Source organism: Cellulomonas marina, assembly GCF_900111925.1.
In the GTDB taxonomy this organism is placed as follows: Bacteria; Actinomycetota; Actinomycetes; order Actinomycetales; family Cellulomonadaceae; genus Cellulomonas; species Cellulomonas marina.
In genome coordinates, this window is sequence record NZ_FOKA01000007.1 from 16184 (window position 1) to 39378 (window position 23195).

Consider the following 23195-nt stretch of genomic DNA (forward strand, 5'->3'; position numbering starts at 1 on the left):
GCGCGCCGGGCGGCCGTGGGACGTCGTTGCCCGTGTCGGTGCTCGCCCCTACGGTCGTGCCAGGACGACCGTCCTCCCCACCGCACCCCTCCCACCCAGGAGCGCGCATGACCGCCGCAGCAGGACCCTCCGGACCGTCGGGTGCGACGGCCGCGAACCCCTCGGGCGGTGCGCTGCAGGTCGAGAGCCACGGCATCGACGTCATCGCCGACGCGGACCGCAAGGGCCGCCCGCGGGACCTGTTCTGGCCGTGGTTCGCCGCGAACGTCTCGGTCCTGGGGCTGTCGTACGGCGCGTGGGTGCTCGACTTCGGCATCTCCTTCGGCCAGGCCACCGCGGCGGCCGTCGTCGGGATCCTCTTCTCGTTCGTGCTGTGCGGGCTGGTCTCGCTGGCCGGCAAGCGCGGTTCCGCGCCGACGATGGTGCTCAGCCGGGCGGCGCTCGGCGTGCGCGGCAACCGCGTCGCCTCGGGGCTGTCGTGGTTGCTCACCGTCGGGTGGGAGACCGTGCTGGTCTCGTTGGCCACGTTGGCGACGGGCACCGTGCTCGGGCGGCTGGGCTGGGGCGGCGGGACGACGACGCAGGTCGTGGCGCTGCTGGTGGTGGCCGGGCTCGTCGTCGCCGGAGGCGTGTTCGGCTTCGACCTCATCATGCGGCTGCAGACGGTCATCACCGTGGTGACCGCGGTGCTCACGGTCGGCTACGTGCTGCTGGTGCTCGACGAGGTGGACCTCGACGCCGTGGCGGCGGTGCCGGCGGGCAGCGGGCAGGCCTTCGTCGGCGCGCTGGTGTTCATGATGACCGGCTTCGGGCTGGGCTGGGTGAACATGGCCGCCGACTACTCGCGCTACCTGCCGCGGACGAGCTCGTCGCGCGGGGTCGTGGGCTGGACGACGGTCGGCGCCTCGCTCGCGCCGCTGCTCCTGGTGGGCTTCGGCCTGCTGCTGGCGGCGTCCGACGACGAGCTGCGCGCCGCCATCTCGGCCGACCCGGTCGGGGCGCTCACCACGGTGCTGCCCCCCTGGTACCTCCTGCCGTTCGCGGTCGTCGCGGTGCTGGGCCTCGTCGGCGGGGCTGTGCTGGACCTGTACTCCTCCGGCCTCGCGCTCGTGGCGACCGGGCTGCCCGTGAAGCGACCCGTCGCGGCGGGCATCGACGGGGTCGTCATGGTCCTGGGCACGATCTACGTGGTGTTCGGCTCCGACGAGTTCTTCGGGGTGTTCCAGGGCTTCCTCATCACCCTCGGCGTGCCGATCGCCGCGTGGTGCGGGATCTTCCTGGCCGACATCGCGCTGCGCCGCCGCCCCTACGCCGAGCGCGACTTGTTCACCCCGGCCGGGCGCTACGGCGACGTCGTGGGCCCGACGCTGGCGGTCCTGGCCGTCGCCTCCTTCCTCGGATGGGGCCTCGTGGTCAACACCTACGCCGGCTGGCTGGCGTGGCAGGGCTACCTGCTCGGGCCGCTGGGTGGTCGCGAGGGCGCCTGGGCCTTCGCCAACCTCGGCGTGCTCGTCGCCCTGGCCGTCGGGTTCGTCGCCACGCTCGTGCTGCGCGCGGGTGCCGTGCGACGCCAGGAGAGCCTGCCGGCCGAGGCCGCCGTACCGGCCCGCGAGGTGGAGGCGTCGCTGCAGCCGGACGGCCGGCTGTGACGCCCGTCGGGTCGCGGACCGCGCTCGTCGTCGTCGACGCGCAGCGCGTCTTCACCGAGCCCGGTCAGCCCTGGGCGGCCCCGGCCTTCGCCGCGACGGTGGAGCCCGTGCGCTCCCTCGCCGCCGCCCACCCCGGCCGGACGCTGTTCACCCGGTTCCTGGCCCCGGCCGAGCCGCGCGGCGCCTGGCAGGCGTACTACGACGAGTGGCCCTTCGCGCTGCAGCCGGCCGACGCCCCGCTGTGGGAGGTCGTGCCGGCGCTCGCGGACCTCGTCGAGCGGCCGACGGTCGACGCGACGACGTTCGGCAAGTGGGACGCCCTCGTCCCCCGGCTGGCCACGATGGCGGACGAGGGGGGTGAGGCGCCGGTCCCGGTGGAGCGCGTCGTGCTGTGCGGGGTGAGCACGGACTGCTGCGTGCTGTCGACGGCCCTGGCCGCCGCCGAGTCCGGCGTGGAGGTCGTGGTGGCCGCGGACGCGTGCGCCGGCGCGAGCGACGCCGACCACGAGCGCGCGCTGGACGCCATGCGCCTGTACGCGCCGCTGATCCGCGTGACCACGACGGCGGCGGTGCTCGACGGGGTGACCGCCGAGGCCGCGGCGGCCCGGAGCTGATCGTGGCCGCCCACACGCCGCGCCCGGAGCAGCCCGAGCTCCTCGTCCCGGACGTGGCGGCCTGGCGCGCGTGGCTCGACGAGCACGAGGACACCTCCGACGGCGTGTGGCTGGTCCTGGCGAAGAAGGGCGCGGCCGCCCCGACGACCCTCGTCTACGCGACGGCGCTCGACGAGGCGCTGTGCAGCGGCTGGATCGACGGCCAGGCCCGCAGCGTCGACGACCGGATCTACCGGCAGCGCTTCACCCCGCGCCGGCAGCGCAGCATGTGGTCGGCCCGGAACGTCACGTACGTCGCGCGGCTGACCACCGAGGGCCGCATGCGCCCGCGCGGGATCGCCGAGGTCGAGCGCGCCCAGGCCGACGGCCGGTGGGACGCCGCCTACGCCGGCCCCGCCACCGCGGTCGTCCCGCCGGACCTGGAGGCGGCCCTCGACGCGACCCCCGCCGCGCGCGCGGCCTTCGACGCCCTCGACGCGACGAACCGCTACGCGATCCTCCACCGCGTCGGCGTCCCCCGGACGGAGAAGGGCCGAGCAGCAGCCGTCGAGCGCCTCGTCGGCCGCCTGGCGGAGGGCTGGCTGCCCCACCCCAAGCCCTGACCCCGACGGCGTTACTCTCCCCCGATGGGAGACGACCTCGCGCATCGGACGCGGGATGGCGACAGCTCGCCCCTCGCCGCGACCGGTGACAGCGACGGCGGGAGCACGACCGTCACGGGAGAGACCGGCACGCCGCGCGACTCCGTCGGTAGGCAGCGGCGGTTCGTCGACGCGAACGCCCTCAGGGCGCTCTACGAGAGCTCGCCGCTCACGGAAGACCAGGCCGAGGCCTGGAAGCGGGACATCCGTGCCGCGTTTGACGACGAGCTCGAGGACCCCTACGAGCGGGAGCGACGGCGCCGGGGCTGATCACCGCAACGACTCCACGGGGGAAGCACACCCTGACACGTGACGAGCGCACGACGTCGGCTTCTGGCCATCAGCCTGGATAGCAGGGCGCTACCCGCCCGCGAGGAGCGCCAGCAGGGCGACGTTCAGCGCGCCGACGAGGGCCGTGACGACCACGAGCAGGGCATGCACGACGCCGCGGGTCCGGTCCTCCCCCATGACCGACCGGCTGCGGGCCAGCAGCACGAGCGGGACCAGCACGAACGGCAGCCCGAAGCTCAGCACGACCTGGCTGAGCACGAGCGTCCACGTCGGATCCGCCCCGAGCGCGAGCAGCACGAGCGCCGGGAGGAGCGTCACCAGCCGGCGGACCAGCAGCGGGATCCGCCGGTGCAGCAGCCCGGCCATGATCGTCGCGCCGGCGTAGGCGCCCACCGACGTCGACGCGAGCCCGGCGGCCAGCAGTCCGATGCCGAAGGCGATCGCCACCACCGGTCCGAGGGCGGACTCGATCGCCGCGTGCGCACCCTCGATGGTGTCCGTGCCCTCGACACCCTGCAGGCCGGACGCCGCGAGGAGCAGCAGCGCGATGTTGACGACCCCGGCCACCGCGAGCGCGACGCCGACGTCCCACCGCGTCGCCCGCAGCAGCAGCCGACGCCCCTCCCCCGGCGCCGCCCGCCCGTGCCGGTCCCGCACGAGCGCGGAGTGCGCGTAGATCGCGTGCGGCATGACGGTGGCGCCCAGCATGCTCGCGGCCAGCAGCACCGCGTCCCCGTCGGGGAACCCCGGCACCATCCCGCCCAGCATCCCGCCGGCCGACGGCGGCGACACCAGCAGCCCCAGGCAGAACCCCACGGTGATGACCACGAGCAGCGCGACGACGACCTGCTCGAACCGCCGCGCGCCGTACCGGTCCTGCGTCAGGAGCAGCACCAGCGACACGACCCCGACGAGCGCGCCGCCGAGCGGCAGGGGCAGCCCGAACAGCAGCTGCAGCGCGAGCGCCCCGCCGACGACCTCGGCGACGTCGGTGGCCGCCGCGACGAGCTCCGCCTGCAGCCAGTACGCCCGCCGCGGCCACGGCCGCAGCCGCGTCCCGAGCAGGTCCGGGAGGGACTGCCCGGTGACGAGACCGACCTTCGCCGAGTGGTACTGCACCAGCACGGCCATGAGGTTCGCGGCCACGAGCACCCAGAGCAGCGCGTAGCCGTACCGGGCGCCGGCGGTGAGGTTGGCGGCGACGTTGCCGGGGTCGACGTAGGCCACGGCGGCGACGAAGGCCGGCCCGAGCAGCACCGGCACGCCGCCGCCGACCGGCCGCCGGCCGGCTCCCGCGCGCTCCTGCACCGCTGTCACGGCCCCTCCTCGTCGCCCGGGTTTCGGATGACCGAAACCTGCGCTCGGCAGCGTACGACTGCGGCGGCCGGGTCGCGAGGGAGGACGGGGGCCGAAATGCCGGTGACAGCGGCACGCCCTCGGCGGCACGCTCACCGGGTGACCGACACCGACGTCCCGTCCCCGCTCACCGCCGTCGCGTCCGACGCCCCGGACGGCGTCCGCGTGGTGCCGGTGCCGACGCCGGCCTCCCTCGACGCGCCGGACGCCTGGCTGCTGCACGGGCTGACCGCGGCGATGAACGAGGTCGTCGAGCACGAGACGGGGCTGCGCGACCACGCCGTGTCGCCGCTCGAGGTCCTCGCCCGCCTGCAGCAGGTGGTGCACCACCGCCGGGTCCGGCTCGTCGCCCTCGCGGACGACCCAACCGACCGCCCCGACCCGGCCCGGGTCCTCGGCTACGCCACCGCCGAGCTCCCGCTGACGGACAACACGACGGCCGCGGCGCTGGACCTCGGCGTCCGACCCGGTCACCGCGGGCGCGCCATCGGTGAGGCGCTGCACGTCGCGCTCCTCGAGGCGGTCGTCGCCGAGGGCCGGACGGTGCTCATGGTCTCCACCGACCAGCGCGACGAGCCCGGCGACGGACCCGACGCCCTCGCCCCGCCCACCGGCAGCGGCCACGTCCGGCGCAGCAGCCCCGGCGTCCGGTTCGCGCTGGCGCACGGCTACGTGCTGGAGCAGGTCGCCCGCTACTCCGCGCTGGACCTGCCCGTGCCCGACGAGCTGCTCACCCGCCTGCACGACGAGGCCCGCGCGGCGGCCGGTCCCGACTACCGGGTGGTCGCCTGGGACGGGCCCTGCCCCGACCGGTGGCTGGACGACCTGGCGGTGCTCTACAGCCGGATGAGCACCGACGACCCCTCCGCCGGGCTGCAGATCGAGGAGGAGCGCTGGGACCGCGCGCGCATCCGCGTCGCGGAGGCGCAGTGGGAGCGAGCCGGGCGGCTCGCCCGCACGGTCGCGGCCGAGCACGTGCCGACCGGGCGGCTCGTCGCCTTCACGACCGTCATCACGCGCGGCGAGGAGCCGGTCGCCGAGCAGGAGGACACGCTGGTCCTGGCGGAGCACCGCGGGCGTCGGCTCGGGATGCTCGTCAAGACCGAGCAGCTCCTGGGGCTGGCCCGGGAGCGGCCGTCCGTCCGGCGGATCGGCACGTGGAACGCCGAGGAGAACCGGTTCATGCTCGGGATCAACGTCGCGCTCGGCTTCCGCCCGGCCGGCGGCAGCGGCGAGTGGCAGCGGATCCTGCCGTCCTGAACGAGCTGCCGAGTTGCGCCGTCGCGCGGTGCCGTCAGGCGCCGAGCGCGGCAGCGAGCCCGACGAGGGACGGCACGGTCGAGGTCGGCCGCCGGAACACATCCGGGTACGGGGTCCCGGTGCGGTCGATCCACGCCGTCCGCAGACCGGCGCGCGACGCCCCGTCGACGTCCCACGGGTGCACGGCCGCGAGCATCATCTGCTCCGGCTCGGTGCCGCACCGCCGCGCCGCGTACGCGTAGGCGTTGCGCGCGGGCTTCCAGGCGCCGGCGTCGTCGACCGAGAGCACGTCGTCGACGAGGTGCGCGACCCCGCCCCGGTCGAGCAGCCCCCGCGTGGAGGCCACCGAGCCGTTGCTCAGGGTCACGCACCGGACGCCGAGGCCGGCCAGCCCCTCGAGCCCCTCCCGGACGTCCGGGTGCAGGCCCAGGTCGGACAGCCCCGCCAGCACGTGGTCGACCGACTCGTCGAGCGGGCGCGTGAGCGGCTGCGCCGCGAGCTGGACCCGCAGCGCTGCCCCGGCCACGTCGGTGAAGGCCGCCGGAGCACCCGCGGCCGTCAGCGCGAAGCCGTCCCGCAGGACGGTCGCGAACCAGGTCGTCACCAGGTGCTCGGGTGCGCCGACCTCCACGAGCCGGCCGCCCAGCGGCGCCATGTCCGAGAGCGTCTCGTTGACGTCGAGGACGACGACGTCGGGCCGGTCGTGCGTGTCGCTGCCGGCGGTGCTCTCGTCCACGGTGCTCCTCAGCCTGTCGCGCTCCTGGCGCCGACGGGGACGACCCGGTCGGGGTCCACCACCAGCGGCACGCTCGAGCCGACGGAGCCCGTCCAGCCGACGGGCGCCGCGGCGGTCACCACCCCGAGGCCCTGCACCGAGACGAGGACCTCCGTCCGGCCCCGGCGGGCACGGACCCGCACGACGCGGCCGTCGGTGGTCCCCGCGCCGGACGACGCGACGACGAGGGCGCCGGGGGCCAGCGCCACGGTCGCGGCGTCGCCCGCCCCCAGCACGGCCCGGGGCACGACCGCCTCGAACCCCAGGAACGCCGCCACCTCCGGGCCCGCCGGGGACCGCCACAGCTCCGTCGGCGTCCCCACCTGCAGCAGCCGCCCGGCGGACATCACGGCGACCCGGTCGGCCACCGCCGCGGCCTCGTCCTGGTCGTGCGTGACGAGGACCGCCGCGGTGCCCGTCGCCGCCAGGGCCGCGCGCAGGTCCTCGGCGAGCCGCTCCCGCAGGCCCTGGTCCAGCGCGGACAGGGGCTCGTCGAGCAGCAGGAGCCGGGGACGCGGCGCCAGCGCCCGGGCCAGCGCGACCCGCTGACGCTCCCCGCCCGACAGGGTGGCCACGGACCGGTCCGCGAAGCCCGCGAGCCCGACCAGCTCCAGCAGCTCGGCCACCCGGGCGCGACGGGTCGCGCGGGACGGGCGCGCGTCGCCCGGTCCCTCCAGCCCGTACGCGACGTTGCCCCCGACGTCGCGGTGCGGGAAGAGCTGCCCGTCCTGGAACAGCAGGCCGAACCCGCGCCGGTGCACGGGGACCTCGACCACCGACGCGCCGTCCCAGCGCACGTCCCCGCCGGCCACGGGCTCGAGCCCCGCGACGGCCCGCAGCAGCGAGGACTTGCCGCAGCCCGACGGCCCGAGCAGCGCCAGCACGCCGTCAGCCACCGCGAGGCTCACGCCGTCGACCGCAGCCGGTCCCGTGGCCGCGTACCGCACGACGAGGTCCCGCACCTCGAGCCCGCGCGCGGCACCCGGCCCCGCCGACGCCGTCTCGCTCACCAGTCGCTCACCGTCCCCGGCGCCCGCAGCCGCTCGCACGCGGCGATGACCACCGCCGTCAGCACCGCCAGCAGCACCGACGCCGCCAGCGCCTGCCCGTAGCTCTCCGCCCCCGGCCGGCCGATGAGCCGGTAGACCATGACGGGCAGCGTCGGCGCGTCGGCCCGGGCGACGAACGACGTCGCCCCGAACTCCCCGAGGGAGGCCGCGAGCGCGAACCCGACCGCCAGCCCGCCGGCCCGCGCGGCCAGCGCGCCGTCCACGGTCCGCAGCACGCGCCCCGGCCCGGCCCCGAGCGTCGCCGCGACCTGCGGCAGCCGCGGGTCCACCGACCGCAGGACGGGCAGCACCGTCCGCACGACGAGCGGCACCGCCACGACGGCCTGCGCGACCGGCACGAGCAGCGGGCTCGTCCGCAGGTCGAGGTCCAGCCCGAACGGCCGGTGGAGCGCCAGCAGGAACCCCAGCCCGACGGTCACCGCCGACACCCCCAGCGGCAGCATGACCACCGCGTCGAGCACGGACACCGCCCGCCGCCCCACCGCCGCGCGCGGCCGCCGCGACAGCACGAGCGCGACGAGCACCCCCACCACCAGCGCCAGCACGGTCGCGTCGAGCGCCGCCCGCACGGAGGTCACGGTCGCGTCGAGCACGCTCACCGGCATCCCGTCGGCGCGTCGTGCCAGCGCCCGGTAGTGGGCGAGCCCCCAGCCCTCGCCCACCCGCAGGGACCGCACGACGAGGTTGACCAGCGGGACGGCCAGCGCCACGACGGTCAGCGCCGTCACGACGACCGCCGCGACATCGCCCCCGCGTCCCTCGCCGCGCGGCGTCCCCGGCACCCGCCGCAGCCGCAGCACCCGCTCCGACGCCCGCCGCGTCCCCAGCGGCAGCGCCCGCTCGCGCCGCGCCCGCAGCCGCCCGGCGACGAGCAGCACCGACGCCACGAGCACGAGCTGCACCACCGACAGGACCGCCGCGGCCCGCAGGTCCAGCAGCTGCACGGTCTGGATCCAGATCTCGGTCTCCACCGTCCCGTGCCGCAGCCCCCCGAGCACCAGCACGGTCCCGAAGGACGTGGCGCAGAACAGGAACACGAGCGACGCCGCGGACGCGATCGCGGGCGCCAGCGCCGGCAGCGTCACCGTCCGCAGCACCCGCCCGGGCGAGGCGCCCAGCGAGCGCGCCGCCTGCGCGGGCCGCTCGTCGAGCTGCGCCCACGTCCCGCCCACGGTCCGCACGACCACCGCGTAGTTGAAGAACACGAGCGCCGCGACGATCCCCGCCAGCGACCCGTCCCACCCGAGGAACCCCAGCGGCCCGCCCTCGACGAGCAGCGACCGGAACGCCACGCCGACCACGACCGTGGGCAGCACGAACGGCACGGTCACCAGCGCCCGGACCAGGTCCCGCCCGGGGAACCGGCACCGGTGCAGCACGTACGCCCCCGGCACGCCGAGCCCCACCGCGACCACGGTGGCCACCGACGCCTGCAGCAGCGTCTGCCTGATGACGCGCCAGGTGCGGGGCCGGGCGAAGACGTCGCCGAACCCGGACAGGTCCAGCGCGCCGTCGGCGACGAACCCGCGGGTCACCGTCGCGACCACGGGCCACGCGAAGAACATCCCGAGCACGACGAGCGGCACGAGCACCGCCACGGTCCAGCCGAGCACCTGCGCGAGGGACGGCCGCGGCCCGCGCCCCTGCGCCGGGCCCCTGCGCGCGGCCCGCGCCCGCGCGGCAGGGACCCCGGCCGGCGGGCTCGCCGAGGGGACGCCGACCGGCAGCGGCGGGGCGGCGGTCTCCTCGCGCAGGGTCACCGGACGCGCCGCTCAGCCGGTCACGACGTCGGTCCAGCGCTGCAGCCACTCCTCGCGGTGCGCCTCGACGTCCGCGGCGGGCACCTCGAACGGCTGCTCGGCCAGGGGCGCCCAGCGCGCCCACTCCTCCGGCAGCTCCACCGCGGTGCTCACCGGGTACACGTACATGGACGTCGGCACGTCGGCCTGCACCTCGTCGGACAGGAGGAAGTCCAGCAGCTGCGCGGCGCCCTCCGGGTTCTCCGCGCCGGCCAGCACGCCGGCGTACTCGACCTGGCGGAAGCAGGTGTCGAGGAGGGCCGCGGTCGTCGGCTCGTCGCCGCCCTCGGGCACCGTGAAGGGGATGGACGAGGCGTACGAGAGCACGATCGGCCGCTCGCCCCCGCCGCCGCCCCCGCTGAAGTCGGTGTAGTACGCGTCGGACCAGCCGTCGACGACCCGCAGGCCGTTGTCGGTCAGGGCCTGCCAGTAGTCCGCCCAGCCGTCCTCGCCGAACGCCGCGACCGTCGTCAGCAGGAACGCCAGCCCGGGCGACGAGGAGACCGCGCTCGGGACCACGGTGAGGTCCCGGTACTCGGGCTTCGTGAGGTCCTCGAGGGTCGTCGGCTCGGCGAGGCCCTTCTCCGTGAACCAGGCGCGGTCGACGTTGAGGCACACGTCGCTGTAGTCGACCGCCGTCAGGGCGCCCTCGTCGTCGCCCTCCACCGCGTACTCCTGCGCGTCGGCGAGCGCCGCCGCGGACAGCTCCGCGGGCTCGACGACCCCCTCGCCCATCGCGCGGGAGGCGAAGGTGTTGTCGATGCCGAAGACGAGGTCGCCCAGCGGCGCGTCCTTGGTCAGCACCAGCTGGTTCGTCAGGGCACCGGCGTCGCCCTGCTGCAGGACCTCGACCTCCAGCCCGGTCTGCGCGGTGAAGTCCTCGAGCAGCCCCTCGGACAGGGCGAAGGACTCGTGGGTGACGAGGGTGACGGTGCCGGTTGCCGCGCCAGACGCATCGGCGGTGGCAGCGTCCTCGTCGGACGACGAGCCCGCGCCCACGGCCGAGCACGCGGCCAGGGCGGAGACGGACAGGGCGGCCGCCGACAGGCCGGCGACGACGCGTCGGCTGCCGCGCCTGCTGGTCCGTGCGGTCAGGGTGGTGCTCACGTGGTGCTCCTCCTCGAGGGTGCAGGAGGGGGTCGCCGCGGCGCGCCGGCCGCGCACGTCCCGTGGACCACGGGCCGGACGACGCCGACGACCACGAGGACTGAGAAGCCCGACTCCCTACGCCGGTGCGAACCGGATCAGGTGCGAGGGTCTGCGGAGATCCGCACTCTCAGCGTCCCGCACACCGGCCGGAGGGCCGGGGGGCGGACGCTCCCCTGTCGTTCGGGGCGAGCATAGACCGCGCCCGCCCGGCCCGCGCACGCCGTCCTCGCACGGGCGGGCGGGCGCGCGCCCCGCTAGGTTGACCGGCGAGATCTCTCGACGAGCACCCGACGAGCACGAGGAGACGTGATGGCGGACGACGAGTCCGAGTCGACGACCGCGAAGGTCATCGGGATGGTGACGGCCCTCGGCACCGCCTGGGTCGCGCGCAAGGTGCTGGCGGCCGTCTGGACGAAGGCGACCGGCCACGCGCCGCCCGACCCGGCCACGAAGGACCCGGACATCAAGCTGTCGGAGGCGCTGCTCGCCGCCGCCGTCACAGGTGCGGTCGCCTACCTCTCGCGTGCCGTCGCGACGCGCGGGACCGCCCGCATCTCGGGCCGCGTGCGCGCCGCCCGCCCGCCACTGCCCAAGCGCTGAGGACCGGCCCGACGGCCCGCACCCTCCCCGGGTGCGGGCCGTCGCCGTGCCCGCTCGGGCGCCGCCACCCGGTCAGCGATCCGGTCGGCCGTCCGCCCAGAGCTCCGGTCGCGCCCGCAGGCGCAGGGACGAGCGCAGGAAGAGCACGCCGAGGACGCCGTTCGTGGTGGCGGTCAGCAGCCGCACCGCGGCATTGGTCCCGTCGGGTCCTGGCGCCGTGACGGCGAGCTGGACGGCCTGGGCGAGCAGCAGCGCCCCCCACACGAGGCCGGACAGCGGTCGGCCCCTCAGGCGCCACCACGGTCGCGGGGGCGCGACCGCCTCCGCCGCCGGGTCCCGAAAGGTACGCACGGCCACCCCGACGACGAGGAGCTGCAGGGCGACGACGGCCGGGCCCGCCGCAGCCGGGCCGAACGTCGTCAGCAGCACCGCCAGGAGCAGCGCCGCCGCGAGGCCGGCCAGCAGGAAGTAGACGAACTTCCCGGCGGGCGTGGTGATGCGTACGCGGGCACGCTAGCGGGCCGCCCCGCGTGCGACCCCGGACCTCGTGCCCGTGACGGCGTGGGGCGGCCCGGAGCAGTCGCGCACGAGGCTCGGCTACCCGCGCCGGGCAGCCGGGCGCGGGTCGTCGTGGGGGTCGTCGTCCTGGCGGTCGCGGGTGCGGCGGGCGTCACCGCGCTCGTCCTGGTCGTCGAGGGCCTGCGCCTCGCGCTCGGCCTCGTCGAGGTCGGCCGTGAGCTCGTCGACGACGAGGGTGTCGTGGCGGACCTTGCCCGTGCGGTAGCCGGCGCGGCCCAGCAGGTGCGCGGCCACGGGGGCCGTGAGCATCTGGAAGACCGCGACCAGGACGAGGGCCCAGACGACGAGACCCGTCCGCAGCCGCAGGGCCAGGCCGAGCAGCACGAGGACCATGCCGAGCGTCTGCGGCTTGGTCGCGGCGTGCATGCGGGACAGCAGGTCGGGGAAGCGCACGGCGCCGACGCCCGCGACGAGCGCGAGCAGCGCGCCCGCGAGCAGCAGCACCGCCGAGGCGACGTCCGCCGTCGTCTCCCAGGCGCTCACCGGACCTCCCCCTCGGCGCCGCCGCCGTGCTCCTCCGGTGCGGCGTGCGCGCCGTGCTCGTCGGCGTGCTCGTCGGCGTGGCGGGTCTCGTCCGACGGGCCCTCGTCGGACGCGTCGCGGTCCTCGCGGCTCCTCGCGCCCGAGCGCTCGCGCTCGAGGGCCAGCGCCTCCTGGTGCTCCCGCTCCAGCGCCTCCGCGGCGATCTCCTCCTTCGTGCGCACACGCCCCTCGCCCTCGGGCTCGAGGTACGCGAAGCGCGCGATCGTCACCGAGCCGACGAACCCGACGAGGGACAGCGCGACGAGCACCGGCACGACGTCCGTCCGTCGCTCGACGGCGGCGAACACCGCGATCCCCGCGACCAGCACGGTGACGAGGATGTCGAGCGCGACGGTCCGGTCGAGCATCGAGGGACCGCGCTCGGCGCGGGTCAGCGCGAGCGCGGCGGCGACGACGAGCACCACCGCGCACACCACGGCGACCGCCGTCATGCGCGCACCTCCGCCCGGCCCGGCAGCAGGCCCGCCGCCCGCAGCTCCTCGTCGGAGGCGAAGGCGCGCAGCACGCGCTCCTCCTGGTCCAGCGCCTGCTGCCGCGCGCCCTCGACCCCGCCCGTGAGCCCGACGTCGAGGACGTGGATGTACAGCCGCCCCGTCAGCCGGTGCGCCTCCACGACGACCGACCCCGGCACGAGCGACAGCAGCTCGGCGGTCACCGTCATGTAGAGGTCGGAGTGCGAGCGCAGCTCCACCCGCACGACGGCGCTCCGCGGGCGCCGACCGGGCCGCAGCGCGACCCACGACACCTCGGCGCTGGCCCGGACCAGGTCGACGACGAACACCGCGACGAGGCGCACCAGCGCCAGCGGCCGCACCCGCCCGTGGAAGACCACCGGGGCCATCCGCAGCCCGCCGGTCACGAGGAGCCCGAGCAGCGCGCCGACCAGCACGTTCGCCACCGACAGGTCGCCCCAGAGCAGGACCCAGACGACCGTCAGCCACACGACGGTCAGCCACTGCGGCCGCCAGCGGCGGCGTGGGTGCAGGCTCATCCGCCACCCCCGCCCGTGGCGACCTCGTCCGACTCCCCGGTGCCGCGCAGCCCGTCGGGCAGGACGGCCTCGATGTACGGCGTGCGCTCGACGAGGGCCGTCGCCGCGCGCTCGGTGTACGCGTACAGCGGCCCGGCCGCGACCGTGAGCCCCAGGCCGACGACGACGAGCGCCGCGGCCGGCAGCACCATGCCCAGCGGCAGGTGGACCGGCCGGATCTCCTCCGGCGCCACCTGCCAGAACGCCTTGTTCCACGCCTTCACCAGCGCGTAGAGCGTGAGCAGCGACGTCACGACGGACCCGACGACGAGGACCATGGGCAGCCACGCGTCCTCCCGGACCCCGGCCTGCAGCAGCCCGAGCTTGCCCAGGAAGCCGGACAGCGGCGGGATGCCCGCGAGGTTCATCGCGGGCACGAAGAACAGGATCGCCAGCACGGGCGCGATGCGCGCCAGGCCGCCCAGCCGGTTCAGGGACGTCGTCCCACCGACGCGCTCGACGAGCCCCACGACGAGGAACAGCGCCGTCTGCACGGTGATGTGGTGCACGACGTAGTAGACCGCCGCGGTCCACCCCGCCGCCGACGACAGCGCGATGCCGAACACCATGTACCCGATGTGGCTGACGAGGGTGAACGACAGCAGCCGCTTCACGTCGTCCTGCGCGACGGCACCGAGGATCGCGATGACCATCGTCGCCAGCGCCGCCCACAGCAGGACGTCGTCGATGCGGCCCTCGGGGAACAGCAGCGACTGCGTGCGGATGATGGCGTAGACGCCGACCTTGGTCAGCAGGCCCGCGAACACGGCCGTCACGGGCGCGGGCGCCGTCGGGTAGGAGTCCGGCAGCCACGCCGACAGCGGGAAGATCGCCGCCTTGATGGCGAAGGCCGTCACGAGCATGACCTGCAGCACCAGCCGCACGCCGTCGTCGATCTCCGGCAGCCGCAGCGCGAGCTGGGCGAAGTTGAGGGTGCCCGTCGCGGCGTAGACGCCCGCGATGGCGACGAGGAACAGGACGGACGACAGCAGCGCCACGACCACGTAGATCGTCCCCGCGCGGATCCGCTCGGCCGAGCCGGACAGCGTGATGAGCACGTAGGACGCGACGAGCAGCACCTCGAACCCGACGTACAGGTTGAACAGGTCCCCGGACAGGAACGCGTTGTTCACGCCGGCCGCGAGCACGAGGAACGTCGGGTGGTAGATGGAGACGGGGGCCGACTCCTCCCCCTCGGTCTGGCCCTGGGCCAGCGAGTAGAGGAGGACGCAGAGGGTCACGGCGGCCGAGACGGTCAGCATGAGCGCTGCGAGGCGGTCCGCGACGAGCGAGATGCCGACGGGGGCGGCCCACCCGCCGACGTCCACCACCAGCGGGCCCCCGTCGGCGAGCACCGCGAGCGCGACGGCCACGACGAGGACGAGCGTGAGCACCACGACGCTGGTGAGCCGCTGCAGCCGCGGCCGCCGGTACAGCGCGAGCGCCAGGCCGGCGCCGGCCAGCGGCAGCACCACGGGGATGGGCACGAGCCAGGTGGCGTCGGTGGAGAGGGCCCAGCCGTCGAGCGGTCCCATCAGCGCGCACCTCCCCTGGTTCCCTCGTCCGTGTCGTCGTGCAGCTCGGCGGCCTCCTCGTCGAGCGACGAGCGGCCGCGCCCCGTGTCGGCCTCGGTGTCCGCATCGGTGAAGGCGCGTTCGTCGCGGGCGGCGAGGCGCGCGATGCGCCGGTCCTCCACGTCGTCCTGCACCTCGTCGTGGCGGTGCAGCTGCCAGGACCGGTACGCCATGGCCAGCAGGAACGCCGTCAGGCCCAGCGTGATGACGATGGCGGTGAGGGTCAGGGCCTGCGGCAGCGGGTCGCTGCTGGGACCCGGTCCCTCGTCGCCGGTCAGGGGCGGACGTCCGGCCGCACCGCCCGCGACGAGCAGCAGGAGGTTCACGCCGTTGCTCAGGAGCACGGCCCCGACGAGGACGCGGGTCAGGCTGCGCTCGAGCAGCAGGTAGACCCCGGTGCCGACAAGCACCGCGATGACCAGCACGAGGACGAGGCTGGGGCGCATGTCGATCACGGGCCCACCTCCGGACGGTCGCGCGGGGCGGGCGTCGCGGCGGGCGTGGCGGCGGTCGGCACCGCGGCGCCCGCCCCGTCGGAGGCGTCGGCGAACGAGCCACGCAGCTCGCTGCCGGCCGCTCCGACGAACGACCCGACCGCCCCGATGGCGTGCGACCCGTCGGCGACCTCGTCCTCGCCCGCCTCGGCGCGGCGGTCCAGCTCCGCGCCGAGGCTGCGCAGCACGTCCAGCACCACGCCGACCACCAGCAGGAACACCCCGATGTCGAACACGAGGCTCGTGACGACCTTCACGTGGCCGAGCAGCGGCACGTCCGTCTCGAGGATCCAGGACTGCAGCACGGTCCCCCCGGCCAGCAGCGCGGCCAGCCCGACCCCCGCCGACAGGAACAGGCCGAGCCCGAGCAGCACGCCGGGTTGCACGGGAGCCGCCTCGCCGAGCTCGTACCGCCCGCCCGCCAGGTACCGCACGACGAGGGCCGTGCCGACGACGAGCCCGGCGGCGAACCCGCCCCCGGGCTGGTTGTGCCCGCTGAACAGCAGGAACAGCCCGAAGACGACCATGGTGTGGAACAGCAGCCGCACGACGACCTCGAAGATCACCGAGCGCCGCTGCGGCGCGAGCGTCCGGGCCGACCGCAGCCACTCCGTCCGGCGCTCGAGGCCGGCGGCCGCGGCGCGCGGTCCGGCCCGCCGCAGGGCCGCCGTCGGGTCGGGCGACCCGCCCCACACGGCCCGGTCGGCGGGCGCCTCGTCGGCACGGAAGATCTGGCCGGAGCGGCGCTGGAGGAACACCAGGGACGCGACGCCGGTGGCGGCCACGAGCAGCACCGCGATCTCGCCCACGGTGTCCCAGGCGCGGATGTCGACGAGCGTCACGTTGACGACGTTCCTGCCGCCGCCGAACTCGTAGGCCTCCTCGGCGAAGTTCTCCGAGACCGGCGCGTGCACGCGGGCGGACGGCGCGACGAGCGCGACGCCCGCCACCGTCACCCCGGCCGCGACGCCGAGCGCCACGCGCACCCACCGGCTGGCCGCCAGCGGTCGATCGGAGAAGTACGCGGGCAGGCGGCGCAGCACCAGGACGAACACCACCAGGGTCACCGTCTCGACCAGGACCTGCGTCAGCGCGAGGTCCGGCGCCCCCTGGACGACGAACAGGCCGGCGATCGCGTAGCCGCACACGCCCAGCAGCACGACCGCCTTCAGCCGCCGCCGGGCCCGGGCGACGAGCAGCGCCGACAGCCCGGCGGCGACGGCGAACGGCAGCTGTGCGGGGTGGTCCCACGGGCGGGTGGCCACGTCCAGCGAGGTCCCGGTCAGGAGGGCGACGCCCGTGCCGGCGACGAACACGACGAGCACCACGCCGAGGTACACGGGCAGGGACCCGCGCTGGGTGATGGCCGTGACGTCGGCGGCGAGGTCGTCGAGCCGACGCATGGTGCGGCGGTAGACGAGGTCGGCGTCGGGCCCGCGGGACACGCGCGCGCCGAACGCCTCGAACGGTCCGCGGGCGACGAAGAGCAGGACGCCGACGGTCAGCACGGCGGCGGTGATGCCGAGCGCGGGGGTCAGGCCGGCCCAGAGGACCAGGTGGCCCGCCTCCCCCGTCGGCAGCGTGTCCGCGTAGGGGCTGAGGAGGTGCTCGCCGAGCGCGGGCAGCAGCGCCGTGGCCAGGCCGAGGACGGCGAGCACGAGCGCGGGCCACAGCAGGGTCAGCGACGGCCGCGTGACCTCGGCGGCGGCGTGCCGGTGGTGCGAGGCGTCCGGGACCGGTGCGGCGTCGGGGGTCCGTGCCAGCGGCGAGGCCGGGGCGGTGGCGGCGTGGGCCGGCGTCCCCTCGGGCACGACGGGCTTGGACGCGAAGGCGCCCCACCAGAACCGCAGGCCGTAGGCGACCGTGAACGCCGAGCCCACCGCGACGGCGACGACGAGCAGCGGCCCCTCCCAGCCGCCCTCGAGGTGCAGCAGCGCCTCGAGCCCGGCCTCCTTGGCGACGAACCCGGCGAACGGCGGCAGCCCGATCATCGAGGCGGTCGCGAGCGCGCCGGCGGTCGCCGTCCACGGCAGGGCCCGGCCCACCCCGGACAGCCGGCGCAGGTCCCGCGTGCCGGTGGCCGCGTCGACGATGCCGGTGACGAGGAACAGGGAGGCCTTGAACATCGCGTGCGCCCCGAGCAGGGCGACCCCCGCGAGCGCGGCGGCGCGCGTCCCGAGCCCGACGAGCAGGACGAGCAGCCCGAGCTGGCTGACCGTGCCGAAGGCCAGCACGAGCTTCAGGTCGTGCTGCCGCATGGCCCGGTACCCGCCGACGAGCAGCGTCGCCGACCCGAGCACCGCGACCGACCAGCGCCAGACCGGGTCGGCCGCGAACGCCGGCGCGAACCGCGCGACGAGGTAGACGCCGGCCTTGACCATCGCCGCGGCGTGCAGGTACGCGGACACCGGCGTCGGCGCCGCCATCGCCGCGGGCAGCCAGAAGTGGAACGGCACGAGCGCGGACTTCGTCACCGCGCCGAACAGCAGGCACGCGATCGCCGCGGTGGTGAGCGCCCCCGGCGGCGGGGGGTCGGCGATCACCGCGCTCATCCGGTACGTCCCCGCGGCCTCGCCGAGCAGCACGACGCCGACGAGCAGCGCCAGCCCGCCGGCGGTCGTGATGACGATGGCCTGCATCGCCGCCCGCCGGCTGGCCTTCTTGTCCGCGTTGTGGCCGATGAGCAGGTACGACGTCACCGTCGTCAGCTCCCACATGACGAACAGCAGGATCATGTCGTCGGCCAGGACCAGCCCGAGCATCGACCCGGCGAAGGCGAGGAACACCCCGGCGAACCGCCCGAGCCCGGCGGCCGAGGACTTGAAGTACGCCGAGCAGTAGGCGAGCACCAGGGCGCCCACGCCGCCGACCACGACGGTCATCAGCCACGCCAGCGTGTCGAGCCGGAAGGTCAGCTCGAGCCCCAGCGCCGGCACGTACCGCACCTGCTCGAGCGGCAGCTCGCCGCCCTGCACCCGCTCGCTCCACGTCAACGCCCACACCGCGGCGGAGGCGGGCACGAGGGCGAGCACGAGGAAGGCCCGCCGCCCCAGACGACCGACGAGTGCGGGCGCGACGAGGGCTGCGGCCAGGTGCAGGGCGAGCAGCATCAGCACGCGTCCGGCTCCGTCCTGTGGCTGGGCGGGTGGTCGGTCGTGGGTGGGACGTTGTGTTGTGGCGGACCGTATCGACGACGCCCGGCGGGTCATGCCGGGGTCAAGGAGGTGCGGGCAGCCTACCAAGGGGCGCTCGGACGAGCCCGGCGAGAGGGTCCGGGTCCACGGGCCGCGCAGCGCCGGGGGCGGGCTGGGGACGGCTCGGTGGCGGGCCGGTGGACGAGCCGGTGGACGAGCCGGTGGGGGCGTCGGCGGCCCGTCGTACCGTGTGCCCGTGAGCGTGCTGCAGGGGGTCTGCCTGGCGGTCGTCGCGGTGGCGACGGTGGTCGGCGTGGTGGTGTTCGCGCGGGGCGTCGCGACGATCGTGCGCACGGTCCGCGTCGGGGCGCCGCTGCCGGGACGGTGGCGTCCGGTCGGGCCGCGGCTGGCCGGGCTGGTCCGCGAGGTGCTGGGGCACGGGCGCTTCCAGCAGCGGCCGTTCGTCCGGTGGGCGCACTGGTGCGTGATGCTGTCGTTCCCCGTGCTGGTGCTGACGCTGGCGACCGGGTACGGCCAGCTCCTCGACCCCTCCTACGGGCTCCCGCTCGTCGGGCACCTGTGGCCGCTGGAGTGGGTGACCGAGGCGTTCGCCTGGGCGGGGCTCGTCTCGATCGTGTACCTCATGGCGCTACGGGCGCGGCTGCAGCCGAAGGCCGGGGACGACGAGGCGTCACGCCGCCGGTCCCGCTTCTTCGGCTCGAACGCCGCCGGTGCGTGGTTCGTCGAGGGCACGGTGCTCGTCGTCGTGCTGGCCGTGGTGGTGCTGCGCGGGCTGGAGTACGCGCTGGCGACGACGCAGGACCCCGAGATCGCCACCGCGCTGCACTTCCCGCTCACCGCGTGGCTGGGCGAGCTGTGGGCCGGTGCGTCCGTCGGGGCGCTCGGGACCGCGGTGCTGCTGGTCGCGACCGTGAAGATCCTCGTGTCGATGGCGTGGTTCGTCGTCGTCGGGCTGCAGCCGACGCTCGGGGTGGCGTGGCACCGGTTCCTGGCGATAGTGAACGTCTACGCACGGCGGGAGGTCGGCGGGGCGCCGGCACTCGGGCCGCTGCCGGCGCTGCGCGGCCCCGACGGGACGCCCCTGACCCTCGACGACCTGGCCGAGCTGCCCGACGACGTCCGGCTCGGCGCGGGCACGGTCGAGGACCTGCCCTGGAAGGGCCTGCTCGACGTCGCGACGTGCACGGAGTGCGGGCGCTGCCAGGACCAGTGCCCGGCGTGGGCGACGGGCAAGCCGCTCAGCCCGAAGCTGCTCGTCACGGCGCTGCGGGACCACGCCGCGGCGACGGCGCCCTACCTCGCGGCGTCGCGGGCGGCGGCGGGCGCGGCGGCCACCTCGTCCGGCACGGTGGACGGCGGGCCGGTGCCCGTGGAGGACCCGCATGCGCGCCTGGACCTGGTGCCCGACGTCATCGACCCCGACGTCCTGTGGGCCTGCACGACCTGCGGGGCCTGCGTGCAGCAGTGCCCGGTCGACATCGAGCACGTCGACACCATCGTCGACATCCGGCGGTACCAGGTCCTCATGGAGTCCGCGTTCCCCGCCGAGCTGGGCAAGACGTTCACGAAGCTCGAGCGGCAGGGCAACCCCTGGGGGCTGCCGGCCCGGCAGCGGCTGGCGTGGGCGAAGGACCTGCCGTTCGACGTGCCGGTGGTGGGCGTCGACGTGGAGTCCGCGGCGGAGGTCGAGTACCTGTTCTGGGTGGGCTGCGCGGGGGCCTACGAGGACCGCGCGAAGCGGACGACGAGGGCGGTGGCGGAGCTGCTCGACACGGCGGGCGTGTCCTTCGCGGTGCTGGGCGACGGCGAGACCTGCACGGGTGACCCGGCCCGGCGCTCGGGCAACGAGCTGCTGTTCCAGACGCTCGCGGCGCAGAACGTCGAGACCCTGACGGAGGCCGGAGCGCAGCGCATCGTCGTCACCTGCGCGCACTGCTTCAACACCATCGCGCGCGAGTACCCGCAGCTCGGCGGCCGGTTCGAGGTGCTGCACCACACGGAGCTCCTCGACCGGCTCGTGGCGGACGGCCGGCTGGTGCCCGCACCGCTCCCGGAGGACGACACGCAGAGCGTCACGTTCCACGACCCCTGCTACCTGGGCCGGCACAACGGCGTCTACACGCCGCCACGCGAGCTGCTCGCGGCGCTGCCCGGCGTGCAGCCGGTGGAGATGCCACGCTCGGGCTCCACCGCCTTCTGCTGCGGCGCCGGCGGGGCCCGCATGTGGATGGAGGAGTCCATCGGCACCCGCATCTCGACGACCCGCGCCGCCGAGGCGATGGCCACGGGCGCGGACGTCGTCGCGACGGCCTGCCCCTACTGCACGGTCATGCTGAGCGACGGCGTCGCCGCCAACGCGCGCGTGACCAGCTCCGCCACCGCGTCGGACGCGACCGGCACCACGGCCGGCGCGCCGACCGCCCGGGTCCCGGCGGGCGCGGTAGCCGGCAACCGCTCGGCCACCGGCACCGCGGCCCCATCCGCCCCGGACCGCGCCGCGATCGGCGTCCCGGAGGTCACGGACATCTCCCTGCTCCTCCTCGACCGCGTTCGCGCCGGCCGCCCCGCCGACCGCTGAGCCGTCCGGGGCGCCGGGATCGTCACGTCGGGGGGCGACGTCAGCCGGCGTGGTCCGGCTTGACGAAGGTCTCGTGGACGGCGGCCTTGGCCCTGTCGGGCAGCACGGCGGCGATCGCGCTCTGCATCTTGGTGCGGAGGCTCTTCACCTCGACCTTGTCCTTGCCGGCCAGGGCTGCCTCGATGCCCTCGCGGGCGACCTTCGCCGGGTCGTCCTTGCCGCCGCGGCCCGCCGTGGAGTCCTCGAGCTCGCCCTCGGCGAAGAAGTCGGTGTCCGTCGGTCCGGGGAGCAGCGTCGTGATGGTGACGCCCGAGTCCTTGACCTCGCGCCGCAGGGCCTCGAAGAAGGACTGCACGAAGGACTTCGACGCCGCGTAGGTGGCGTAGTACGGCCCCGGTTGCAGCGCGGCGACGCTGCTCGTCGCCAGCACGCGGCCCGTGCCGCGCGCGACCATCGCCGGCAGGAGCGCGTGGGTCAGCCGCACGTTGGCGAGGACGTCCAGCGCGATGGTCTTGAGGTTGTCCTCGAGCGGCCGCTCGAGGAACGCCCCGCCGGCCGCGGCGCCCGCGTTGAGGCAGAGGACGTCGACGGGACGCTCGACCGCCTTCACCGCGGCGACGAGCTCGTCGACGCCCGCGGTCGTCGTCAGGTCCGCACGCGTGGACCGGACCGCCCCGCCACCCGCTGACAGCGCGTCGGCCGCGAGGGTGATCTCCGCGTCCTCCGCGGTGACCAGCAGGTCGAACCCGCGCTCGGCGAGCTCGCGGGCCAGCTCGAGCCCGATCCCGCTCGAGGCGCCGGTCACGACGGCGAAGGGACGGGCCGCGTTCTCGATCAGGGTCTCCATGCCCTCGACGCTACGGCCGGGTGCTGCGACCGGCACCTGGGGCCGGTCCTGACCGGCCGCCGTCACGATCGGGCAACGATCCCCGTCGCCGAGCACACCACGTCGTCCGCGCGCCGCCCGATCCGCGAGGCTTGCCCCTCGACCCGGTCGGCCTCGAGGCGCCGGGCAGCAGCAGGCGAGCAGCACGACAGCAGCAGGGGGAGCGATGACGGCGGGGACGGGCGACGGGCACGGCCGGGGCTCACGGCGGCGCGGGCCGGTGGCGGCCGTGCGGGCCGCGACGGCAGCGCTGCTGGGGATCACGCTGCTGGCCGGGTGCACCACCGGCACGGACGCGGACCCCGGCGCGGCGGGTCCGGCCCCGACGGCCACCCCGTCCGCCCGGCCGTCGTCGGCCCCGCCGGGCGACCGGCCCACCGGCAGCCCGTCCCCTGACGCCTCCACCGCGCCGTCCGGATCACCGAGCACGTCACCGGTGCCGTCCCCGAGCGCGACGCCGAGCCTGACGCCCGCGCCGTCCCCGAGCGGGACGCCCACCCCGTCCGCGACGCCGTCCCCCGAGCCGACCGCACCCGCCGAGCCCGCCCCGCTGCGGCGCGGCGACGAGGGCGACGCCGTGCGGGTGCTGCAGGCACGCCTCGTCGAGCTCGGCTACGCGGTGGCCGAGCCCGACGGCCGGTTCGGGTCCGCGACGCAGCAGGCCGTGTGGGCGCTGCAGAAGGCGGCGGGGATCAGCCGCGACGGCCTCGTCGGGCCGCAGACGCAGGCTGCGCTCGACGCGGGGACCCGCCCCACGGCCCGCACCACGAGCGGTCGGGTCATCGAGGTCGACCTCGACCGGCAGCTCGTGCTGGCGGTGGACGGCGGTGTGGTGACCCGGGTCATCAACGCCTCGTCGGGCAACGGCGAGAGCTACGAGGCCGCGGGCCGGCCGCAGCGCGCGTACACACCGACGGGCGAGTACACGGTGGTCCGCGAGGTCGACGGGCTGCGCGAGTCCTCGCTCGAGCTGGGCACGCTGTACCGGCCGAAGTACTTCCGCGCGGGCTGGGCCGTGCACGGCTCGGACTCCGTGCCGCCGTGGCCGGCCTCCCACGGCTGCGTCCGCGTCGCCAACAGCGCGATGGACTGGATCTGGGACACCTGGGGCGCGCCGATCGGCACGCCGGTCGTCGTCTACTGAGGTCCTGT

The 23195-nt window shown here is 75.8% G+C and carries 21 protein-coding genes and 1 riboswitch; of the genes, 8 read left to right on the forward strand and 13 right to left on the reverse strand.

All coding sequences use genetic code 11. From position 1 onward, the window contains the following. Positions 1 to 107 precede the first annotated feature (107 nt). The 4 genes from BM048_RS08950 to BM048_RS08965 are packed head-to-tail and all read left to right on the forward strand — an operon-like array spanning position 108 to position 3174. Complete coding sequence (locus BM048_RS08950) at positions 108 to 1649, forward strand: purine-cytosine permease family protein (RefSeq protein WP_090032525.1); 1542 nt, start codon at positions 108 to 110, stop codon at positions 1647 to 1649. Then, positions 1646 to 2263 (forward strand): cysteine hydrolase family protein, encoded by a 618-nt coding sequence (locus BM048_RS08955; protein WP_090032526.1) that lies wholly within the window; start codon positions 1646 to 1648, stop codon positions 2261 to 2263. The genes BM048_RS08950 and BM048_RS08955 overlap by 4 nt, the downstream gene beginning before the upstream one ends. A gap of 2 nt (positions 2264 to 2265) precedes the next feature. Continuing rightward, positions 2266 to 2865, forward strand: coding sequence for a YdeI/OmpD-associated family protein (locus BM048_RS08960; protein ID WP_090032528.1), 600 nt, complete (start codon positions 2266 to 2268; stop codon positions 2863 to 2865). Positions 2866 to 2889: 24 nt separating this feature from the next. Next, on the forward strand, positions 2890 to 3174 hold the full coding sequence (locus BM048_RS08965; RefSeq protein WP_090032529.1) for a hypothetical protein: 285 nt from the start codon (positions 2890 to 2892) through the stop codon (positions 3172 to 3174). A gap of 90 nt (positions 3175 to 3264) precedes the next feature. Here BM048_RS08965 and BM048_RS08970 read toward each other — a convergent pair whose 3' ends face one another. Continuing rightward, positions 3265 to 4512, reverse strand: a complete 1248-nt coding sequence (locus BM048_RS08970) for an Nramp family divalent metal transporter (RefSeq protein ID WP_090032531.1) — start codon at positions 4510 to 4512, stop codon at positions 3265 to 3267. A gap of 138 nt (positions 4513 to 4650) precedes the next feature. Here BM048_RS08970 and BM048_RS18155 point away from each other — a divergent pair, with 138 nt between their 5' ends. Beyond that, positions 4651 to 5811: a GNAT family protein gene (locus BM048_RS18155; RefSeq protein WP_175499426.1), complete on the forward strand. Its 1161-nt coding sequence runs from the start codon at positions 4651 to 4653 to the stop codon at positions 5809 to 5811. Between the two features lie 34 nt (positions 5812 to 5845). Here BM048_RS18155 and BM048_RS08980 read toward each other — a convergent pair whose 3' ends face one another. From BM048_RS08980 to BM048_RS08995, 4 genes are read right to left on the reverse strand one after another with little or no spacing between them, the layout of a single operon-like run. After that, entirely contained in the window at positions 5846 to 6547 is a 702-nt protein-coding gene (locus BM048_RS08980; protein WP_203708902.1) for a haloacid dehalogenase type II, read from the reverse strand. Positions 6548 to 6555: 8 nt separating this feature from the next. After that, complete coding sequence (locus BM048_RS08985; protein ID WP_373308442.1) at positions 6556 to 7599, reverse strand: ABC transporter ATP-binding protein; 1044 nt, start codon at positions 7597 to 7599, stop codon at positions 6556 to 6558. After that, the gene (locus tag BM048_RS08990) at positions 7593 to 9410 is read right to left on the reverse strand and encodes an ABC transporter permease (protein ID WP_373308443.1); all 1818 of its coding nucleotides are present in this window, start codon (positions 9408 to 9410) and stop codon (positions 7593 to 7595) included. The genes BM048_RS08985 and BM048_RS08990 overlap by 7 nt, the downstream gene beginning before the upstream one ends. 18 nt (positions 9411 to 9428) lie before the next feature. Next, positions 9429 to 10562 (reverse strand): thiamine ABC transporter substrate-binding protein, encoded by a 1134-nt coding sequence (locus BM048_RS08995; RefSeq protein ID WP_239078897.1) that lies wholly within the window; start codon positions 10560 to 10562, stop codon positions 9429 to 9431. Between the two features lie 97 nt (positions 10563 to 10659). Further along, positions 10660 to 10789: riboswitch (TPP riboswitch) on the reverse strand. 124 nt (positions 10790 to 10913) lie between these two features. On the opposite strand from BM048_RS08995, the gene BM048_RS09000 reads away from it, so the two are divergent. Continuing rightward, on the forward strand, positions 10914 to 11204 hold the full coding sequence (locus BM048_RS09000) for a DUF4235 domain-containing protein (protein ID WP_090032534.1): 291 nt from the start codon (positions 10914 to 10916) through the stop codon (positions 11202 to 11204). A 72-nt stretch (positions 11205 to 11276) separates the two neighbouring features. Here the strand turns inward: BM048_RS09000 and BM048_RS09005 are convergent, their stop codons facing one another. From BM048_RS09005 to BM048_RS09035, 7 genes are all read right to left on the reverse strand, one after another. Beyond that, positions 11277 to 11633, reverse strand: coding sequence for a hypothetical protein (locus tag BM048_RS09005; RefSeq protein ID WP_090032535.1), 357 nt, complete (start codon positions 11631 to 11633; stop codon positions 11277 to 11279). 168 nt (positions 11634 to 11801) lie between these two features. Next, positions 11802 to 12266, reverse strand: coding sequence for a monovalent cation/H(+) antiporter subunit G (mnhG, locus tag BM048_RS09010; protein WP_090032537.1), 465 nt, complete (start codon positions 12264 to 12266; stop codon positions 11802 to 11804). Next, on the reverse strand, positions 12263 to 12757 hold the full coding sequence (locus tag BM048_RS09015) for an MrpF/PhaF family protein (RefSeq protein WP_090032538.1): 495 nt from the start codon (positions 12755 to 12757) through the stop codon (positions 12263 to 12265). Before BM048_RS09015 ends, mnhG begins: the two co-directional genes overlap by 4 nt. Further along, on the reverse strand, positions 12754 to 13317 hold the full coding sequence (locus tag BM048_RS09020) for a Na+/H+ antiporter subunit E (protein WP_090032540.1): 564 nt from the start codon (positions 13315 to 13317) through the stop codon (positions 12754 to 12756). The genes BM048_RS09015 and BM048_RS09020 overlap by 4 nt, the downstream gene beginning before the upstream one ends. Then, the gene (locus BM048_RS09025; RefSeq protein WP_090032541.1) at positions 13314 to 14891 is read right to left on the reverse strand and encodes a Na+/H+ antiporter subunit D; all 1578 of its coding nucleotides are present in this window, start codon (positions 14889 to 14891) and stop codon (positions 13314 to 13316) included. Before BM048_RS09025 ends, BM048_RS09020 begins: the two co-directional genes overlap by 4 nt. Further along, complete coding sequence (locus BM048_RS09030; RefSeq protein ID WP_090032730.1) at positions 14891 to 15376, reverse strand: Na(+)/H(+) antiporter subunit C; 486 nt, start codon at positions 15374 to 15376, stop codon at positions 14891 to 14893. The genes BM048_RS09025 and BM048_RS09030 overlap by 1 nt, the downstream gene beginning before the upstream one ends. Positions 15377 to 15381: 5 nt before the next feature. Next, positions 15382 to 18540 carry a Na+/H+ antiporter subunit A gene (locus BM048_RS09035; protein ID WP_090032543.1) on the reverse strand — a complete coding sequence of 1053 codons (3159 nt, stop codon included), beginning with the start codon at positions 18538 to 18540 and terminating at the stop codon, positions 15382 to 15384. Positions 18541 to 18814: 274 nt separating this feature from the next. Here BM048_RS09035 and BM048_RS09040 point away from each other — a divergent pair, with 274 nt between their 5' ends. Beyond that, positions 18815 to 21157, forward strand: coding sequence for a (Fe-S)-binding protein (locus BM048_RS09040; RefSeq protein WP_090032732.1), 2343 nt, complete (start codon positions 18815 to 18817; stop codon positions 21155 to 21157). Positions 21158 to 21197: 40 nt separating this feature from the next. On the opposite strand, the gene BM048_RS09045 is transcribed toward BM048_RS09040, so the two are convergent. Beyond that, positions 21198 to 22004 (reverse strand): SDR family NAD(P)-dependent oxidoreductase, encoded by an 807-nt coding sequence (locus tag BM048_RS09045; protein ID WP_090032733.1) that lies wholly within the window; start codon positions 22002 to 22004, stop codon positions 21198 to 21200. Positions 22005 to 22209: 205 nt separating this feature from the next. Here BM048_RS09045 and BM048_RS09050 point away from each other — a divergent pair, with 205 nt between their 5' ends. Further along, positions 22210 to 23187, forward strand: coding sequence for a L,D-transpeptidase family protein (locus BM048_RS09050; protein WP_090032544.1), 978 nt, complete (start codon positions 22210 to 22212; stop codon positions 23185 to 23187). The last annotated feature ends 8 nt before the right edge of the window (positions 23188 to 23195 follow it).

Excerpts from the sequence above, each read along its gene's own strand:
- BM048_RS09025 (WP_090032541.1), bottom strand. The coding sequence starts at position 14,891 with ATGGGACCGCTCGACGGCTGGGCCCTCTCCACCGACGCCACCTGGCTC.
- BM048_RS09045 (WP_090032733.1), bottom strand. The coding sequence starts at position 22,004 with ATGGAGACCCTGATCGAGAACGCGGCCCGTCCCTTCGCCGTCGTGACC.
- BM048_RS08965 (WP_090032529.1), top strand. The coding sequence starts at position 2,890 with ATGGGAGACGACCTCGCGCATCGGACGCGGGATGGCGACAGCTCGCCC.
- BM048_RS09050 (WP_090032544.1), top strand. The coding sequence starts at position 22,210 with ATGACGGCGGGGACGGGCGACGGGCACGGCCGGGGCTCACGGCGGCGC.
- BM048_RS08950 (WP_090032525.1), top strand. The coding sequence starts at position 108 with ATGACCGCCGCAGCAGGACCCTCCGGACCGTCGGGTGCGACGGCCGCG.
- BM048_RS09015 (WP_090032538.1), bottom strand. The coding sequence starts at position 12,757 with ATGACGGCGGTCGCCGTGGTGTGCGCGGTGGTGCTCGTCGTCGCCGCC.
- BM048_RS09000 (WP_090032534.1), top strand. The coding sequence starts at position 10,914 with ATGGCGGACGACGAGTCCGAGTCGACGACCGCGAAGGTCATCGGGATG.
- BM048_RS09020 (WP_090032540.1), bottom strand. The coding sequence starts at position 13,317 with ATGAGCCTGCACCCACGCCGCCGCTGGCGGCCGCAGTGGCTGACCGTC.
- BM048_RS09030 (WP_090032730.1), bottom strand. The coding sequence starts at position 15,376 with ATGCGCCCCAGCCTCGTCCTCGTGCTGGTCATCGCGGTGCTTGTCGGC.